This window comes from Shewanella sp. 10N.286.52.B9, from assembly GCF_002873635.1.
Taxonomy (GTDB): domain Bacteria; phylum Pseudomonadota; class Gammaproteobacteria; order Enterobacterales; family Shewanellaceae; genus Shewanella.
On the sequence record NZ_MCTY01000201.1, the window covers coordinates 1 to 18985 of the forward strand.

General features: G+C 42.0%; 13 protein-coding genes. 7 read left to right on the top strand and 6 right to left on the bottom strand.

The window, feature by feature from the left end; all coding sequences use genetic code 11:
* Positions 1 to 41: 41 nt before the first annotated feature.
* The 3 genes from BCU91_RS15895 to BCU91_RS15905 are packed head-to-tail and all read left to right on the top strand — an operon-like array spanning position 42 to position 5828.
* Positions 42 to 1436 carry a TolC family protein gene (locus BCU91_RS15895; protein ID WP_241904101.1) on the top strand — a complete coding sequence of 465 codons (1395 nt, stop codon included), beginning with the start codon at positions 42 to 44 and terminating at the stop codon, positions 1434 to 1436.
* Positions 1426 to 2688 (top strand): efflux RND transporter periplasmic adaptor subunit, encoded by a 1263-nt coding sequence (locus tag BCU91_RS15900; protein ID WP_102435672.1) that lies wholly within the window; start codon positions 1426 to 1428, stop codon positions 2686 to 2688. Before BCU91_RS15895 ends, BCU91_RS15900 begins: the two co-directional genes overlap by 11 nt.
* Positions 2685 to 5828 carry an efflux RND transporter permease subunit gene (locus tag BCU91_RS15905; RefSeq protein WP_102531883.1) on the top strand — a complete coding sequence of 1048 codons (3144 nt, stop codon included), beginning with the start codon at positions 2685 to 2687 and terminating at the stop codon, positions 5826 to 5828. Before BCU91_RS15900 ends, BCU91_RS15905 begins: the two co-directional genes overlap by 4 nt.
* Before the next feature lie 389 nt (positions 5829 to 6217).
* Here the strand turns inward: BCU91_RS15905 and BCU91_RS15910 are convergent, their stop codons facing one another.
* The gene (locus BCU91_RS15910; protein WP_102531884.1) at positions 6218 to 8890 is read right to left on the bottom strand and encodes an ATP-binding protein; all 2673 of its coding nucleotides are present in this window, start codon (positions 8888 to 8890) and stop codon (positions 6218 to 6220) included.
* A 143-nt stretch (positions 8891 to 9033) separates the two neighbouring features.
* Between BCU91_RS15910 and BCU91_RS15915 the strand changes: the two genes are divergently transcribed.
* The 3 genes from BCU91_RS15915 to BCU91_RS15925 all read left to right on the top strand — a co-directional run bounded on the left by BCU91_RS15915 (position 9034) and on the right by BCU91_RS15925 (position 12096).
* Positions 9034 to 9561 (top strand): hypothetical protein, encoded by a 528-nt coding sequence (locus tag BCU91_RS15915; RefSeq protein WP_102435666.1) that lies wholly within the window; start codon positions 9034 to 9036, stop codon positions 9559 to 9561.
* Positions 9562 to 9563: 2 nt separating this feature from the next.
* A complete protein-coding gene (locus BCU91_RS15920; RefSeq protein WP_102476671.1) occupies positions 9564 to 10604 on the top strand; it encodes a porin in 1041 nt (346 codons plus the stop codon).
* A 379-nt stretch (positions 10605 to 10983) separates the two neighbouring features.
* Complete coding sequence (locus tag BCU91_RS15925) at positions 10984 to 12096, top strand: NADH:flavin oxidoreductase (protein ID WP_102531885.1); 1113 nt, start codon at positions 10984 to 10986, stop codon at positions 12094 to 12096.
* A 148-nt stretch (positions 12097 to 12244) separates the two neighbouring features.
* Here the strand turns inward: BCU91_RS15925 and BCU91_RS15930 are convergent, their stop codons facing one another.
* From BCU91_RS15930 to BCU91_RS15940, 3 genes are all read right to left on the bottom strand, one after another.
* Positions 12245 to 14152, bottom strand: a complete 1908-nt coding sequence (locus tag BCU91_RS15930) for a methyl-accepting chemotaxis protein (RefSeq protein ID WP_102531886.1) — start codon at positions 14150 to 14152, stop codon at positions 12245 to 12247.
* 260 nt (positions 14153 to 14412) lie between these two features.
* Positions 14413 to 14670 (bottom strand): hypothetical protein, encoded by a 258-nt coding sequence (locus BCU91_RS15935; RefSeq protein WP_102531887.1) that lies wholly within the window; start codon positions 14668 to 14670, stop codon positions 14413 to 14415.
* A gap of 42 nt (positions 14671 to 14712) precedes the next feature.
* Positions 14713 to 15105: a flagellar brake domain-containing protein gene (locus tag BCU91_RS15940; RefSeq protein WP_102531888.1), complete on the bottom strand. Its 393-nt coding sequence runs from the start codon at positions 15103 to 15105 to the stop codon at positions 14713 to 14715.
* Between the two features lie 210 nt (positions 15106 to 15315).
* On the opposite strand from BCU91_RS15940, the gene BCU91_RS15945 reads away from it, so the two are divergent.
* Entirely contained in the window at positions 15316 to 15768 is a 453-nt protein-coding gene (locus BCU91_RS15945) for an Lrp/AsnC family transcriptional regulator (protein WP_277869347.1), read from the top strand.
* 166 nt (positions 15769 to 15934) lie between these two features.
* Here the strand turns inward: BCU91_RS15945 and BCU91_RS15950 are convergent, their stop codons facing one another.
* Positions 15935 to 17080, bottom strand: coding sequence for a cupin domain-containing protein (locus BCU91_RS15950; RefSeq protein ID WP_102531890.1), 1146 nt, complete (start codon positions 17078 to 17080; stop codon positions 15935 to 15937).
* A gap of 199 nt (positions 17081 to 17279) precedes the next feature.
* Positions 17280 to 18653 (bottom strand): MATE family efflux transporter, encoded by a 1374-nt coding sequence (locus BCU91_RS15955; protein ID WP_102531891.1) that lies wholly within the window; start codon positions 18651 to 18653, stop codon positions 17280 to 17282.
* Positions 18654 to 18985 lie beyond the last annotated feature (332 nt).

Consider the following 18985-nt stretch of genomic DNA (forward strand, 5'->3'; position numbering starts at 1 on the left):
ATCATATTAAATAATAATAAACGAAAATGGATTTCCAGTTAATGAAAACACGCTATACGCTAGTGGCGGTTGCAACTTCGCTATTCATTTTATCTGCCTGCAGCAGTTCATCCTATCTTGACGAGTCTTTGGTTAAACCTGAGCTGCCTGCGTCGTGGCATACCGACGCCAAATCATTAAAAGACAATCAAAGTTGGGTAACACCAATCGCTACCGATCAGTTATTAGAACTTATCAGTATTGGCCTGAACACCAACCAGCAGTTAATTCAGTTAGCTCTTGAAGTCGAGGTTAACAAGCAGCAGCTTAATGTCAGTGATGCCAGCTTTTGGCCAGAGTTAAGCTTATCGGCTAATAGTGCTAGAGGGGGAAATAGTGATGCAACGTCTAGCTCCAATAGTCTTAGTCTTGATGTTAGCTATGAGCTAGATATTTGGGGCAAGTTATCCGATAGCGCTAAAGCCTCAAAACTGAATTTACTCACTGCTGAGGCCAATTATCAGCAAGCAAGGGATGCACTGGTTGCTGATGTGGTGATTGCCTACTACAAGGTAGTGACCTCAACAGAGCTCGTTAAGCTATTTGAGCGTCGCACCGAAAATGCCAAACTTAATTTTGACATCATTGAGTCGGGTTACCTGCAAGGGTTAAACACCGCGCTGGATGTGTATTTAACTCAAAATGAGTTTCACAGTGAAAACTCAAACCTGTTGGCACAGCGCAGTCAGCGCAATAAAGATATTAGAACCTTAGAGCGCTTATTAGGCGGCTATCCAGCAGGTAAATTACTGATAGATGAAACACTGCCGCTATTGCCACAAGGGATTAAAATTGGCGTCCCCAGCGAGCTCGTTAAACGTAAACCACAACTGCAAGCCGTTTGGTATCAGTTGCTCGCTCAAGATGCCGTCGTGGCCTTTACTCAAAAGCAGCGTTATCCAGCCTTACGTTTAGGGGCTGATATTGGCACCGCCAGTAATGATATTGCTAACTTATTAAGTGGTGATTACAGTTCATGGTCAGTATTTGCCGGTATTACCGCACCGATTTTTAACGCCGGTCGCTTAAAGTCACAAACCGAGCAGCAAAAGCTGAAATTAAAGCAGCAAGAGCAGCAGTATTTAAATACTTTGTTTAGTGCCTTTGAGCTAGTTGAAAACAACCTTGATCTTGATGCCAGTTTGCAGCAGCAATATCGCTCAACTTTACAAGCGCAAGACAATGCCCTCCAAGCTGAAACCCTATCATTTGAGCAATACCAAATCGGCCTTGTCAGCTATACCACAGTACTGGATGCCCAAAATCGTGCCTTTGTGGCCCAAAGTTCGGTTATCAGCTTAAAAAACCAAATCATTGCCAACCGTATCGGATTACACCTTGCTTTAGGTGGCGATTTAGATGCCAGTGTGACAGAAGAAGAAAAATATGATGAATAAGAAATACCTGATCCCAGTAAGCATTGTTGCGGTTGCGGTTGCCACTATTATGGTGATTACCTCAAACCCACCTACCACTAAGCGTGGCAAACCGATGGCTGTAGCTGCCATGTCGGTTGAAACTCAGGTGCTTAAGCCACAAGATTATCAAATTCAGGTGAGCAGTTTTGGGGTGGTAAAACCGCGCACCCAAAGCTCGTTAGTGACGCAGGCTTCAGGTCAAATTCTATCTATTAGCCCCAACTTTCGTGAAGGTGGTTTTTTTGAAACTGGCGAAGTGTTAGTTGAGCTTGATGATAGAGATTATCAAGCTGAAGTTAAAATTGCTGAAGCTGGGTTAATGTTGGCTAGGCAACAATTATTAGAAGAACAAGCACGTACTAATCAAGCCTTAGCAGATTGGCAGCGCCTGAGTAATGGCCGCGAGCCGACATCGCTGGTGTTGCGTGAGCCGCAATTAGCTGCAGCGCGAGCGGCAATGCTATCTAACCAAGCGAAACTTGAACAAGCCAACTTGGCCTTGGAACGTACCCAAGTTGTTGCCCCCTTTTCTGGGCGAATTTTAGAAAAACATGTTGATGTAGGCCGGGTGGTTTCGACCAATAGTCAGCTGGCAACGATTTACGCCACCGATTATGTGGAAATACGTTTACCAATCAATAACAGTGATTTAGCACTGGTAGAACTACCTGAGCAAGGTAAGTCTGTGGTGGCTAAAGTGAGTTTTGAGTCTGACTTAATAGGCCTGCAAAAATGGGAAGGGCAGTTGATTCGCACCGAAGGTGCAATCGATAGTAACTCGCAGCAGTTGTATGTGGTGGCGCAAATTGATGATCCATTTGATTATCAAGCTAATCAGCAAATGCCACTGAAAATTGGTCAATACCTGACAGCCAATATTGCCGGTAAAAAGCTGAGCCAAGCGATCGTAATCCCGACTAAAGCAATCTATCAAGGTAGCTATGTGTATGTGGTTAATGATGGCAAGTTATTACGCAGAGAAGTGACCATTAGATGGCAAAACAGCCAAGATTCGGTAGTTAGAACAGGTTTGAAAAGTGGCGATGAACTGGTTATTACCTCCCTAGGACAAGTGAGTTCAGGCACCCCTGTCACTGTTGTTGGCGCAACGAATAAAGTTAAACCACAGCGAGGCCCAAGAGGTGAGGGCAGAGCCGATGGCAAGTCTCGCAGTAAGCCTGATGGCGAGCGTAAAACCAAACCTGCTAGTAAAGAGGAGTCACAGCCATGATTGCTTGGTTTGCTAAAAATCACGTAGCGGCCAATTTATTAATGTTGTTGCTGCTGGTATTAGGTTTAGGTTCACTGTCAACGCAGATCCCACTTGAAGTGTTTCCGACAGTTGAGTCTGAAAGGATCTCTGTTCGAGTATCGCTTCGTGGCGCGACCCCTGAAGATGTTGAAAAGGGGGTAACAATTCGTATTGAAGAGGCGGTGCAAGACCTTGAAGGTATAGAAAAAATCACTTCTAGCTCTTCAGAGGCATCATCGCAGGTCACCATTGAAGTTGACAGTGGTTACGACCCCCGAGAAATGCTAGCGGACATTAAAAGCCGCGTCGATGCCATTAACACCTTTCCGGTTGATGCCGAAAAACCTGTCATTGCCCTTGCCCAGCGTAAGCGTGAAGTCATCGCAGTAACGGTAACCGGCAAATATAGCGAAAAAGAAACCATCGAGTTTGCTGAAGTGGTGCGCGATGAATTGTTGCGCCTAGAGGGTGTCACCCAACTAGATTTAAGCGGGGTGCGTAACTATGAAGTGTCATTAGCCTTATCGCAAAACAAATTACGCCAGTACAACTTAACTCTGAGTGAAGTATCACGGGCGATTAATGCCTCTAGTACTGATATCTCTGCGGGTAATTTAAAAACTCAGGGTGGCGACATTTTACTGCGCTCTAAAGGCCAAGCTTATTACAAAGATGAGTTTGCCAATATTGCCATTAAATCTGCCGCTGACGGCACCATTATTCGTTTAGGCGATATTGCAAATGTGGTTGATGGCTTTGAAGAAACCCCTGTAAGAACTCGCTTTAATGGTCAACAAGCAGCATTTATCGATGTGTATCGTATTGGTCAGCAAAGCGCGATTGATGTGGCTGATAAAGTGAAAGACTACATTGATTCTCGTCAGGCAACCTTGCCTGAAGGCTATGGCCTTAGCTATTGGGATGACGATTCTGAAATCGTTAAAAACCGTATTGCTACCCTAACAGGCAGTGCGCTGCAGGGCGGCATACTTGTGTTGCTATTACTGACATTGTTTTTACGTCCATCAATTGCCATATGGGTATTTATTGGTATTCCAGTTTCGTTTATGGGCGCATTCATTGTGATGCCATTTTTTGATGTGTCGTTAAACGTCATCAGCCTGTTTGGTTTTATCTTGGTATTGGGGATTGTGGTCGATGACGCCATTGTCACTGGCGAGAATATTTACACCCACCTTAAGACTGCGCCTAATGGCGAGCAAGCGGCGATTCTTGGTACCCAAGAAGTGGCCGCGCCAGTGACCTTTGGCATCTTAACCACAGTGACCGCTTTCTTACCTATGTTGTTTATCGAAGGCACTCGCGGGGCGATATTTGGTCAAATTGCGATAGTGGTGATCCCAGTATTATTGTTTTCGTTAATCGAATCTAAGTTTGTGCTACCCGCTCACCTTAAATATATTAAGATGCGCAGCGAGAAGGAAAATTATAATAAGTTTGAGATTTTTCAGCAAAAGTTTGCTGATGGATTTGAACGAGCAATCATTCAGTTCTATCAACCATTTTTACGCATAGCGCTAAAGCATAAAACCGCCACCTTGAGCTTATTTCTCAGTGTGTTGTTAGTGATAGCGGCACTGTTGGCCACGGGGTGGACTAAGTTTACCTTCTTCCCGCGCATTCCCAGTGAAACCGTCAGGCTTAACTTGACCATGCCAGCGGGTACCCCATTTGAAGTGACCAATGGCCATATCATTAGCATTGCTGCAAAAGCGGAGGCGCTGCAAGAAAAGTATCGTGATGAAGAAACCGGTGAAAGCGTGATCATCAATATTTTGGCCACAACGGGTGGTCGCGGCGGTAGCTCAAATGCAGGTGGGGTTCGTTTTGAAATAACCCCAGCAGAGAAGCGTGAATCAGATATTACCTCTAGGCAACTATTAACTGAATGGCGTAAAAGTGTTGGTGAAATTCCTGGGGCTGAGTCAGTGACTTACCGCGCTGAAATTGGCCGAAGCTCTGATCCTATTGATGTGCAGCTCAGTGCAAACTCCCTTGATACCTTACGTGAGATTGCCGATCAGGTTAAACAGCATTTAAAAACTTACCCGACAGTATTTGATATTGCCGACAGTTTATCTAACGGTAAAGAAGAGCTGCTAATTGAGTTAACCGAGCAAGGTAAAGCGCTAGGGCTCACTCGACAGGAAGTATCAAGTCAAATAAGAAGCTTTTATTTTGGCTCAGAAGTGCAGCGCATCCAGCGTGGCCGTGATGATGTGCGAGTAATGCTGCGCTTGCCGCTAGATGAACGTCAGTCATTAGATGACCTTAAAAAGGTCCTGATTACCACCAGTCAGGGCGCGCAAGTGCCGCTTGGTCATGTGGCTAAAATGACCTCAGGTAAGAGCCCATCAAGTATTCAACGCATCGATCGTTATCGGGTGTTAAATGTCACTGCCGACGTGGATAAAGACAATACCAATATGACTGTGCTACAAGCAGATCTTAAGGTGTACCTTGATGGTTTAGTGCAGCAATACCCTGGAGTAAGGCACTCACTTGAAGGCGAAGCTCGTGAACAGCGAGACAGCTTTGGGTCGTTGCAATGGGGCTTAGTGTTTGTGTTGTTTATGATTTATAGCCTACTCGCAATTCCGTTTAAGTCTTACATTCAGCCATTAATTGTGATGAGCGTGATCCCCTTTGGCTTAATTGGCGCAGTACTAGGTCATTGGTTAATGGGCTCGCCACTGACCATTTTCAGTATATTGGGGATGTTGGCGCTAGTGGGCGTTGTGGTCAATGACTCTTTAGTGCTGGTGGACTTTATTAATAAAAAACGTGCAGATGGAATGCCATTAGCGGAGGCGGTATTAACCGCAGGTGCAAAACGTTTTAGACCGGTTATGCTCACCAGTTTAACCACGTTTATCGGCCTAATGCCGCTATTATTAGAGAAGTCGACCCAAGCGCAGTTCTTAATTCCAATGGCGATATCATTGGGCTTTGGGATTATCTTTGCCACCTTTATCACCTTGATTTTGGTTCCGGTAAATTACCTTGTGGTTGAGCGCTTAAAGGGCAATAAAGTTGATAATGCCAGTCTAGATCAAGAGTTTGAAAATAGCTTTGGTGCTGCTAAGGTTAAGGTATAGCTCAGGTTATAATTCAGTGGCGATTTTAATCGCAAAATATAGCGTTGCCAGTAATGAAATGCCCTGCTGGCGACGCTTTAAGCGTGATAAATGTGTCGGCCTAAAAAGTTCAAAACATTTATCACGAGATAAAAAACAAAAGGAAAAACAAAAATTATTGCAGCAGAAACGCTTAATATGAAGGTAATTGATAGCGATTAGTGATTTTTCGATGTTTGGTTGCATCTCAAGATAATCAGCAAATCAGGCATTCATACAATCAGGTAATCAGCCAATTATATAATCAGATATTTATACAGTCAGCAAAACAGGCATTTATACAATCAGGCATTTATACAATCAGCTTATTGGTGTTAGCCTAAATTCAATTACTGCAAATACTCTTACAGCTAACCTGCAAGCTTGGTGACCTGTTTTATTTTCTCGATAAGAACATGCTTTTCAAATGGTTTTGCCAAATAATCATCCATTCCTGATTCATAACATTTCTCAATATCTTGATCCAGTACACTGGCGGTAAGTGCAATGATTGGCAGCCGTTGCACAGATGGGTTTATTTGCTCCCACTCTCTGATTTTTTGGGTGGCAGTAAAACCATCCATAATGGGCATCATACAATCCATTAAGATTGCATCAAATATTTTGCCATCACTAATAAAATCAAACGCCTCAAGCCCATTATTAGCAATTACGAAGTTATAGCCCGCTTGCTTGACTAGCACTGAGGCGACCTTTTGATTAACGAGGTTATCTTCAACAATCAAAATCATGCCGTGAATGGTGCGTGGCTTTTCTTGTTTATCAATACCATCATTGGCTGCGTCTGTTTCAGCTGGGGAAACTTTATTGCGCAGAGTACGACTTTCGATGCCATTACGAATGGCATCACTAAAGCGCCTGCCAAGCAGAGGCAAGGTGATAGAGGCGTCGATGTTATCTAATGTTCGCTGCTCTGAGGGGCTATTAATGGCAATGGAAAAGCTATCTTGCAGCATGAGTAATTCGGGTAATGCTTTTAAAGCCTCTCGGTTCATTGAGGCATTATCAATAAATAACAGATCAAACTTTTGCTTATCCTGTAACAAGTCAAACGGTGATGGGTAACGGTAATTTATGCTAAATTCATGTTTACTACAGGCAGCATCAATAGCATCAATAATATCATTATTACTGGAAATAATTGCCGTAGTCAGGTGTTTAAACTCGTCTCTTTTAGGCTGCTCTTTGGTAATGATGCGGGCTTTAAGTTCAACGCTGAAACAACTGCCTTTACCTTTTTCTGAGCTAACTTTTATATCGCCGCCCATTAACCCCACTAGCTGTTTACAAATTGCCAGCCCAAGCCCTGTACCACCAAATTCACGAGTGATGGTGCCATCCTCTTGGATAAAAGGTGAAAAGATTTGTTGTTTATTTTCTTCTTTAATACCAATACCGCTATCGTATATTTTAATTTTCATATTGGCATAGTTAGCTTCGTCGTAATCGCAGCTCACAGCGACTTTAATAAAGCCGTTATTGGTAAATTTAACTGCATTTGACAGAAGGTTCATTAATACTTGGCGCATTCTATGTTCGTCAAGTGATACTAGGTGAGGCATATGTTCAGGGATTTCAATTTTAAGGTCCAGTTGCTTTTCAACGACTTTAGCTAACACCATAGTGAGGGTGTCATAGATGACCTCGGTAATATTGGTGTCGTTGTAAGCAATAGACAGGTTACCCGACTCAATTTTAGAAAGATCCAGAATATCGTTAATCAATAGTAATAAGGTATGTGAGGATGTTTCTATGGTTTGCAGGTACTCATTTTGCAAAGGAGTTAACCTTGTGCCTGACATTATCTCCGACATGCCAATAATGCCATTTAACGGTGTTCTAATCTCATGGGACATATTGGCCAAAAAAGAACTTTTGGCTTGGTTAGCTCTTTCTGCATCTGATTTTGCTTGCAAGATTTTGGCATCATTTAAAAAGCGTTCATGAATTAGGTTATTGAGCTTTTTAGAGAAGTAGCTTAATTCATCTTTACCACTTTCGTTTATCTTATTTGAGTAATCATGTGTTTTTTCAATTTTTGACATGGTTTTAATCACATGATGCAGATACTTTAGAATGCGGCGGTAAAGGTTTGCGCCAATGGTGCCAATAGTAACGAGCGATATTAGCAATGCAACGCAGAACATAATAATAAGCTGTTTAGACTTTGCTATTTCAGAGTGAATATTGGTGGATAATTGCTCTGAAATGGTAGTGACAACATATTGAATTAAGTTCAAACGCTGATTAAACACCTCCAAGTTAGCATCTGTATTATCAACAATTTCATTCCCTTGCAGAAATTGGCTGCGCAGCTGATAACTTTGTTGGAATGCTTGATCTGAAAAGGTAGTTAATAACAGGTCTACTTGCTCAGGCTTGGCGCTAATATTAATAAAGCGATCGACATACAGTTGTTGTCTTTCAGCGCTCATATTCAATTGACTCAGCAGATCTTCGTCGCCTCGATTCGTTATCAGTTGATCCATTAGCCATTTTTCTTCTGCAGACCACAGTGATAGCCATTGCAATTGAAATAAAATCGTCAAGTTCTGGTTAATTTTTTCAGGTACATCAAGCTTATCTTTTTCTAGCGTCATCAACCCTTGGTTTTGCAATTCGTTCATCCAAATTGACCAATCAAATAAATCCTCTTTGGTAAGGGCTGGCGATTCAGCTAAGGCTTCTTCAGTGCTGTTAAACCATGCTTGAATATCTTCACTGTGTTGAGCGCTAAAGCTTGTGGGTAATAACGCAGACAGTTGCTCCGTAATAGATGTGAATTTGGATAATACAAAGGGCTCATCTTGGCCGCTGAGCGCGTCTTGCGCTTGAGTAATTTGCCGATTAAGCTGGGAAAATAACTCTAAAAAGGTCACTTTGTTGTTAAGGCTGTTTAAAGCTTGCACATTATCAATTTGTTTTTGGATTTCTAACGCTGATAAAAAACCTGCAAAAACCAATGGTAACAAGACTAGTGCCAACATCCTTGCTTTTATTGAAATACGATTCAATAAATTCATCTCAGCTCCTTGAGTAAAAATTAGCCATAAAAAAGTTAACTATAAAGTTGTATATCGTAGGGTTCTTGGCTAAGTTTAGATTAGTAAAACTTCTGACTATGTTTAGCATAGTACAAAAACTATCTAGGAATGAAGGTTTTTATATGATTAATGGATTAAACCACAAAGCCTTTTTATTGAGCCTGAAGCATTTTTTTTTAAGTCGATTGTGCACAAGGCGGCTTATCTTTCTTACTGCATTAATTTTATCCCCATCAACTTGGGCTTTAGAGGCTGATACCAGCAAAAGCTCTGAGGTCGAATTCGCTATTTTTAGCCTTAATGATGACATGCCGCCTTTAAGTAAAAGTAAGGCGAGAATGTTATATCGAGGTAAGTCTAAAAAAGTCGGAGGTAGCTTTAAAATTGTCTTAGTTGATCTACCTGAAACCTCCATGCACCGCGAAGAGTTTTATAGCATGTTGCTGGGTAAATCGGTCTCACAAATGAATGGTTATTGGGCCGGGTTGGCTTTCTCCGGCAAAGGCTCGCCACCAGAAGAGTTAGACAGTGATGATATAAAGAAGATCCTCAAATGGCTGAACGACAATCCTAATGGTATAGCATATGCTCCGATAGAGTCGGTGCCTGAAGAAGTTAATATCTTAATCACAGTGCCACAAGGAGAGTAGCCATGTTATTAAACCGAAAATACATAATTTTACTATTAACCCTTGGCATGGCAACCAATGCACAAGCTGCGATAGAGCTGACTGATAACTTTTCCATCAGTGGTTTTGGTTCAACATCTATCAGTAAATCAGACAATAAAGCGCCATTATTTATTAACCGGGAAATAACAGATGAAACCTGTTATGACTGTGATACTTTATTTGGAATACAACTTGATTTAGATGTGTTTGAGGGCTTTGATGCATCAGCTCAAGTGGTTAAGCGCACCCAAGATAAATGGAGCGAACCTGAGTTAGAATGGGCCTACCTAAGTTATGAATTTAGTGACTTTAAAGTAAGGGCTGGCCGATTGCGCTTACCCTTGTTTTTAGTCTCTGAGTTTTATTTTGTTGGCCAAGCCTATGCGTGGGCAAGGCCGCCGGGTGAGATTTACGACTCGATTTTAGGTACCACCTCATACGATGGTGTTTCGCTGGCTTGGCAATATGAATTATCTGATGAAATATCACTTACCGTTTCACCTTATTATGGTTTCGGCCGCTTAACTGAGGTGAATTTAGGGCCGATATTGATGCAATTTGATTCTGACTATACCACCGGAATATATGTCGATTTAGTAGGGTTTAATTATCGTATCCATACTGGATTTTTACGGTCTAAATATACTTTACGCCCAGCCCCTACTGCTGATGAGTTAAGTGTATTTACTTTGGGGGCAGAATACAGTTTAGATGCTTGGCAGTTTATGGCTGAATTTGAACATGATGAGCTGCAAAGTAATTGGTACGCCAGTGTTGGTTATGCAATCGATGATTTTACTCCCTATGTGGTTTATGCCGAGAGTCGTGAGCTTAGAGAGAGTCAAGGGGTGACTATAGGGCTTCGCTATGATGTGACTTCATCGATTTCACTTAATGCTGAGTACCAGTCCATTTTAGGGGATAATCCAATAAACCGAGCGCAATTTGCCGCACCACCAATTATTTGGGGTGAAAGTACCGATGTTGAGTTATTAAGCTTGACGGTGAACTTTGTCTTTTGATGCTAGCTAAAGGTTTTGAGGCTAGGCAGTTAACTGCCTAGCCTTTTTAAATAGTTAACACTTTACCGCGATACTTATTTTTAGCTGTTTTGCTCGCAAAGATAGCTGCTTTGGCTTAATTGACTATTTAGTTTGCTATGTTGAATAATACGGCAAAGCGCCATCATTCATAACGCTTTTCGTAAAAAGAGCTTTAGATCAATCTCATGTAGTACACCAGCCGCCCCCTTAGCGGATATTCTTATTCAATCGCCCTAGTTAATTACCTCTTTTGGACTATATAGCTAGGTCTCACTTCTGACTTGTAGTTGTTTGATTGTTGAACAACGCCCTTTATAATGCCGCCGATTAATCGATGACGCTTTTTAGAGGATGTAACTTGAGCACTTTGTATACAGAAACCCACATTGGCAGCATGCAGTTAAAGAACCGCTTTATCCGCAGTGCGACTTGGGAAAATATGGCAACTGAAGATGGCCATATGACCGATAAGCTATACGCCATATACAAAGAGCTTGCTCAAGGTGAAGTCGGCCTGATCATCACAGGTTATGCCAATATCGTCGCAGAAGAAAAACCCAATGCGGGCATGATGGGTATGTACGATGACTCCTTTATCGAGGAATATAAACAGCTAACGGATTTAGTTCACCGTAATGGCGCCAAAATAGCCATGCAGCTGGCCTATGGTGGCACCAAAACTACTTACAACGTGGGCGAAAGAGTGATTTTTGCCCCTAGTGAGGTTTGCGAGCGTGGCACAAAAACCTTAGGTAAAGCCATGACCATTGCCGAGATAGATTACATAGTGCAGGCATTTGCCAAAGCAAGTTTACGGGCAAAACAATCAGGTTTTGATGGGGTTGAAATTCATGGGGCCCACAGCTATTTAATCAATCAGTTTTTAAGCCCTTATTACAATCAAAGAGATGATCAATATGGTGGCAGCCTAGAAAACCGTCTGCGCTTTTTAGTTGAAATCTATACGGAAACCAGAAAGCTGGTGGGTGATGATTACCCGATACTGGTGAAATTAACCGCCTGTGATTTTTTTGAAGGTGGCTTAACCTTTGCTGAAACCCGTGTTATTTGTAAAAAGCTTGCAGCCATTGGTGTTGATGCCATTATCATTTCTGGCAATATTCATGGTAAAGCTAATGACATGATTGGTGAGTCGTTTGAGGGGCATACCATTCAGCCACAGGGTTATTTTCATCAATATGGCGATGTGATAAGTCGTGAAGTGAATATACCAGTTATTACTGTAGGCGGGCTAACGGACATTGATGCCATAGAAACCATTGCCGCGAATACCAATATTCAATACTTTGCCCTATCAAGACCATTATTGTCAGAGCCTGATTTAGTGAAGCGTTGGCACAATGGTGATAGAGCACAAGCCCTATGTGAAACCTGCTCAAAATGCCGCACTAAGCGCGGTAATTTTTGCATTGTAAATAAACAGCGAAAAGCTACGATTGCGGGTTTTTAACTTAATTGATTTAAGTACAGCTTATATATTGTTGACACAAAAAAGCCAAACTTTTTAATCGTTTGGCTTTTTAAAATGTCAAATTGAGGAGGATTATCTGTGAAAGGGTTTAAATCATCCTGCTACTACTCGCCATCATCTTTGCTGATTAAAGTTTAAAGCGTTTAACCAAACCATCTAAATCATTGGCCATTGACTTTAATGCTTCGCTAGAGCTTTCGATACTGGTCGAGGCTTGAGCGCTACTGTCACTGCTGTCACTAATATTTACCACATGCTGGTTGATCTCATTGATCACCGCAGACTGCTCTTCTGTGGCAGCGGCAATTTGAATATTTAGCTCTGAAATTTGCATTACATTTTCGGCGATGTCTTCAAGAGCTTGATAGGTTCTTTGTGACGCTTGAACACCTAGTTTAGCTTGCTCACGACCTTCTTGAACCGATGATACCGCAGCATTCGCGCCATTTTGTAATTCAGTAATCATAAGGTGAATTTCATCGGTAGAATCACTAGTGCGCTTAGCAAGGTTACGCACTTCATCGGCAACCACCGCAAAGCCTCGACCTTGCTCACCTGCGCGAGCAGCCTCAATGGCTGCGTTAAGGGCCAGTAAGTTAGTTTGTTCTGAAATAGCCCTGATCACATCTAATACGCTTGAAATGGCATTACTTTTTTCGGCTAAAGTCACAATACTCATCGACACACCTTCCATATTGCTGGCCATGTCATTAATAGTTGAATTTGACTCTTGTACTACCGTTTGTGCGCGTTGTGCTTTTTGCGTTGCTTCAGTAGTTGCTTGGGCGGCCACTGAAGCATTATTGGCAATTTCTGCGATAGTACTGCCCATTTCGTTAATGGCTACCGACACTTGATGAGCGCCATCACGCTGAACATCAGTGAGCTTTTTAGAGTGCTGCGCATCTGTATAGACTTGTTGAGATGCACTATTAACATCAAAAGTAGTGGTAGCAAGCTCTTGAATAACATTGTTTAATTTACTAATGAAAGCATTGAAGCCTTGTGCTAGTCGGCGCATTTCTTCGTTGCCATTTTCATTAAGTCGTTGGGTTAAGTCGCCTTCGCCTTCACCCAATTCTTTAAATGTATCGGCCAGCTGATTTATCGGGCGCACTAAGCTGTTCCCTAAATAAACACTGATCAGTGTAAATAATGCGGCTATCACGACAAAGGTGATGATAATGTTATTGCGCGACGTATCTAAGCCAGCATAAAGCTCTTCTAAAGGGACTTGTGCAACAATGTACCAGTCTAAACTGGCAATGTAACTCGATGCGATCAATTGTTGATCCACCATAACGGAGGCATAGTCACTTTTATTTATCAGCTTATGGGTATTAACTGACGGATATAAGTCACTAATGGTTTGTTTAGCCTTGTAATCGATGCTGGGGTGCACCTTGATGACGCCGTTACCATCGACGAGATACACAAAACCAGATTGTTCTATTTTGAAGCTGTTGAGGTAATCAACCATTTCATCAAATGATTTAGACACTCCAGCAACCCCAAAACCATTAGGTTGTTGGGCGTTGATATAGATATCAGTGAAACCCTTGCTGTCTTTATAGATGCTAGTTGATTCGGTTTTATTACTGTCTCGGAAGTTAAAAAACCAAGTATCATGATCTGGCTTTAGCTCGCGTAAAAAACCATCTTGATTCCAGTGTTTATGGTTGTTGTTGTCAGTAAATGAGACTTTACTGAAGCCATTATCACGTGCAGTTTGTGCTAAAAACTGGATGAGGTATTGCTCACCCTCAGCACTTTGTCCTTGATCGATCCACATTTTTATCATGCTATTTGACGCAATTGATTCGGTCATTATCTTCATTTGGTTGATTTCACCATCAATAGCATTACGAATACGCTGCACCAGGTTTGGCATATCAGATTGCTCTAACCTTGTTGATAGGACATTTTTAGCACTGCTTTGTCCGACGTAGGCCACGATGCTGGTTGATGTTATTACCGCAATTAACATGGCAGTGATTAATTTATTGCGAATGGATAATGTTGATAGAAAGCTCATGAATATTGACTCCTACACCCTGGCAAACTGACAGCGTGTTGTGGCTTAGGTTGTCCCTAATTGTAATTGTTAGCTATATCGGCCTGAAGGTTGTTATTATGAGTGATTGTTGTGTTGTTCTGTGAGGTTAATAGTTGTTTTAATGTGACTAATGGTTTGTTTGCTCGAAATTTGCGCGCATGTAGCAATGTTGTTTCTTGGTTGTTCTTGAGATGTTTTCTTTGTGCGGGCGCATTTATGTTAAGTCAGCCTTTATAAAGCTATCTTTCTGACAATAAGGCCATGTGAATAATCGATTCAATGATTGAAGCTTGGTCTGCTTCAAATTCCCCACCAAACTCAACACCTCTGACAAAGGGTTTTAGGTTACAAATTTTACAAGTCACACTTAAACAAGCCTCTTTGTCTTCATTATCGTCATCATTTATTGTGACGGTAATTGTTGAGGATGCTGCTAATGTATCTAAGCCGCCGTTGATAATGTTGATATGACAGTCTGACAGCGACACATCAGTCATGGTGGCCTCAAGTTGTTGGTCTTTAAATGTAACCTTGCAAGGTTACTCAGTTAATACTCTTTTCGCAGAACGTAGGTTATGAATGACCATAATGTCAGGAAAGTTCAGCACTAACATTTTTACCGGTGTGCTGAGGGTTTGTTTTATGGTTGCTTGAAAAGCAATCACAGAGGCTTCATGGCCTTCGATTAAACCTCGTACTGTAACGGGGACATCTTTAACAAAAAATTGACAGAACTTACCGATTTTATCTGCGTTAGGATATTGAATGAACAGGTATTGTTGAGGTAAATAGCCGATGCCGATTAATTTGAATAATGGCTTCAGAAGCATGGTTAATAGGCGTTCAAAACCTGTTAGTTTTAATATTTTAAGCACAAACATGAGTGCAGCGATAACCACAAAAGTCATCGCTAGATTTTCTAGCTGCTCCACAAACCATGCTAGATAGCCAATACCTTGTTTACCTTCCTGTTGCCATACAATGACCGCAGCCTCTTGGCCCTATTCGCTATAGCGATAAAACTGGTGTTATAGCCAAGCAAGGGCAAAACTTCCACCGATACGGATCACTAATGTTGCCCATAGGGAACCCCCGGCTTTTTTGCAATGCTCGCTTCTATGGGTAAGCCATGAGCCAGCAGGATCGATCGGCGCATTTTGATGCAGTTACAATCGAATAATAAGATTCAGAATATCGATCTCGCTGCAGAAGTGGGACTGTCGCCGCCAGCGTGTTTGAAGCGGATAAAACGCTTACGAGAGGCAGGGATCATTATTGGTGATGTTTCTTTGATTAACCCTGAGTTATCAGGCAATAAGTTGACTTTGATTGTGTCGATTGAAATGGATCGCGACCGGGATGATATCTATCGATTATTTCGACAAACAGTCATGAAAGCGCCTGAAGTCACTCAGTGCTATCAAATCTCGGGCAGTTACGATTTCATGCTTATTGTCTGTGTTACCGACATACAAGCCTATGAAACCTTTATTGATAGCACATTGCGTTGTGATTTTAACATTCGCAAGTTTCATACATCCGTGTCATTACGTACGGTCAAAAACGCCACCGCCATTAACTTAAATACCGATTAGCATGTTACTGGATTTGGCTAAGCATTAATTATTGCAAATCTAACAGTAAAAAAATGGTTCAGTGACCGATGTCACTGAACCATTTTTTATAGACTAGTTACAAACTCGTGTAACCGATTTTAGCGCAGCTAAACTGAGTTAAGGCGCTTTAATCGATCTACTAGTTTTAGTCGATTTCGTCAAAATACCAGTAACCAGCATTAACCCAAGCGGTTAATTGCTCAAGCACATCGTTATCGTTTAACCATGGACTTAGGTCTTGTGCACTAAGCTCTTGGGTATCACATAGCAGTGCGATTAAGGCTTCTTTATCTGCTGATAATTGCAGTTGCTCGCCATTGATATACAGCACGCCATCAGCAACGCTGGTTTCAAAGTACAGCGTGCGCAGGCCGCCAAGCTTTACTAAAGGTTGCAGCTTAAGCTGCTCAGTCACATCTAAACTTTGAAACCCTAAACTCTCTTCTGGTAAATCAAGTTCGCACTTAGACTGAGTCAGGTAGCGACCGCTAAATTCACTGACTAGCTTGTCATCAAGGGTGGCAAAAAGTTGCTGTTTAATTCGCTCAAGATCGCTGCTGTTCACAATACCTGAGTGTTCGCTTAAGGCGCGGTCAGGATCGGCAATTTGCTCATTGCACAAATCTTTGTCGATAATGTGATCGGCCATTGAACTGATCATATCTTTTGCCGATGCAGTGCGGTAACCCACAGAAAAGCTCATTGATGGCTCAAGGGTTACCCCATCATGAGGGTAGCCTGGTGGCAGATACAAGATATCGCCAGGGAGTAATTCAACATCAATGATCGGGTCGAATGCTTCGGTGTGCAGTAATGCCGGATGAGCTGCAAACTCTTTGTGCGGCCCAAGATCGCCAACTCTCCAACGACGTCGGCCAGAACCTTGGCAGATAAATACGTCATAGAGATCGATATGAGGACCAACTCCGCCACCCGGTGTCGCATAACTGACCATGACGTCATCTAAGCGCCAGCGAGGGATAAAATCAAAACATTTGAGCAGTTCTTCAGCTTCTGGCACCCAGTTATTAAGGGCTTGGACAATTAAGGTCCAGTCAGTTTCACCGAGCTCTTCATAGGATTCAAATGGGCCAAACTCAGCTTGCCATTCATCGTTTGCTTTAAACACACGGCGAGATTCAACCACGTTTTCGCAAGCAAGGCCTGCCATTTCTTCTGGTGAAAGCAGGTCTTCAAAGTGTTTAAAGCCTTGTCGGATCACTAGTGGTTTCTTTTGCCAATACTGTTCAAGAAACTGTTTTGGCGTCATACCATTTAAATCTAATTGCATATTTATTACTCAGTGAAATTTGCCGCGATACTAGCAAGTATTAGCATTTGGTAATTTGGCCGAGATCATAAAATGGTGGATTAGCTGGTAAAGGCAATAAATCTGCCTAGCTCAATAGCGCCTGAAAAAATCTAAACCTGTTGAGTGTATCAATTCTCTACTTGTCACTGACAATAGCAGCACTTTGTAGACAAAGGTTTTAGTCATACATCAATGCTTGGGCTTTTTTATGATCGAACTCTTTTAGCGACTTTCTGGCGAGTTGCCTAAACGGCAGGGCTTTAACGACTTCTTCAAATGGCTGAATAGCAAAGGCCCAAAAAATTGACCCATCAAAGACTAAAATGATCAGTGCACATAAGGGGATTGAAATCACCCATTGGCCAGTAAAGTTAATTTTGAATACTGAGGTAGTTTTACCCACTGCTCGTAATATATTGCCATGAACCGTGTTGTAACCACGCACGATGGGCAAAAAGATATATAGCGGCGCAATGACAGCTAACGCTTGATAGGTTGCTGCATCTAAATGTGGGTAAATATCGGCAATAAAAATGCTCATAACACCAAAGAGCATTGCGCAAATCACTGAAATAACCACCGCAATATCGATACTGGTATCAACGTTTTTACTCAAATCATCCATCTTATTAGAACCAATCGCTTGGCTAATGGTAATGGCTGATGAGTGCGACCAAGCCGCAATAAATTGGGTTCCCGCTTTAATCCAAGGCATCACCAAGGTGATGGCGACATAGGCATTAATGTCTAGCTGTGAGTACAGCAACTGATACACAGTCACCCCTATCATCAGCATAGTGACGTTGGCTGCAATCGGGAATATCTCAATAAAATGCAGCCGAATATTGCGGCTCATTGAGGTGTTTTTATCTGGCAGCGTGATTTCGATTACAGGGCTGAATTTCATATATGATCCCAGATACATAAGCCGCACGCTTATGGCAATAATGCTACCTAGTGCGGCGCCTTGAACGCCCATAGCTTCAATTGCGATCGTATCGCTAAACTGATAACCATGAATAAGTAAATAGGACAAGACGGCGTTAATGGGCAACTCAATGAGATACCCTTTAAAGGGAATTTTAGTGCGACCCAAGCCATTAAACAGGGCAATCATCATCTGGGTTAGTGCAGTGTAAAGTATGATGTATTTTGAAATCACTAAGTAACTGGCAATTTCTTGTTGTAACAACACATTGTCTGTCAGCAGGCCAATTAAAGGGCGATCAAACAGGGTTAGCAATATCCAAAAAAGCAAGCCCACCGAGCAGTTAATCATCATCCCAGACCAGAATGCTTTTGATAGTGTTTGATTATTGCCAGAGCCAACGGCGCGACTCAACACCAATTGGGTACCATTAGCCAATGCCATTTGAATACCCAAAATAGCAGCAACAATAGCAGTGGCTATGCCCATAGCCGCTAAGGGGATTTCGCCTAAAGGCGATACTAATAAGGTATCTATCATCAACATGGACTGCATCAGCAGTCCATTTAATGCTAATGGCCAAGCAAGGGAAAGGTTCTTTTTTACATAGGACTGAGAGGGCACGGCTAGACCTTAAATGCGGTTAAGTTAAATCAGTTAAAAACAGAATAAGTTGTAAATTTAATCAAGTTATAGAAGGCGTTAACGTTGAATAATAGGCTAAATAACCATATTTCAATCTTGAATAATCGCTCCAATAAGCTTATTGACAGGCGCTTAGCTCACACTGCATTACTAACGTTTACAGGGACTATCATCGAGTTATACCTATTTGTACTACAATAACTTAAATCGTTTTTGGTTGCTATGGGGGAGCTTTTAGTTTTTCGGGTTATAAATGACAAGATCAGCTATTGGTACTCTGGTAAACAAAGACGCAGGAAGTTATAAGGGCT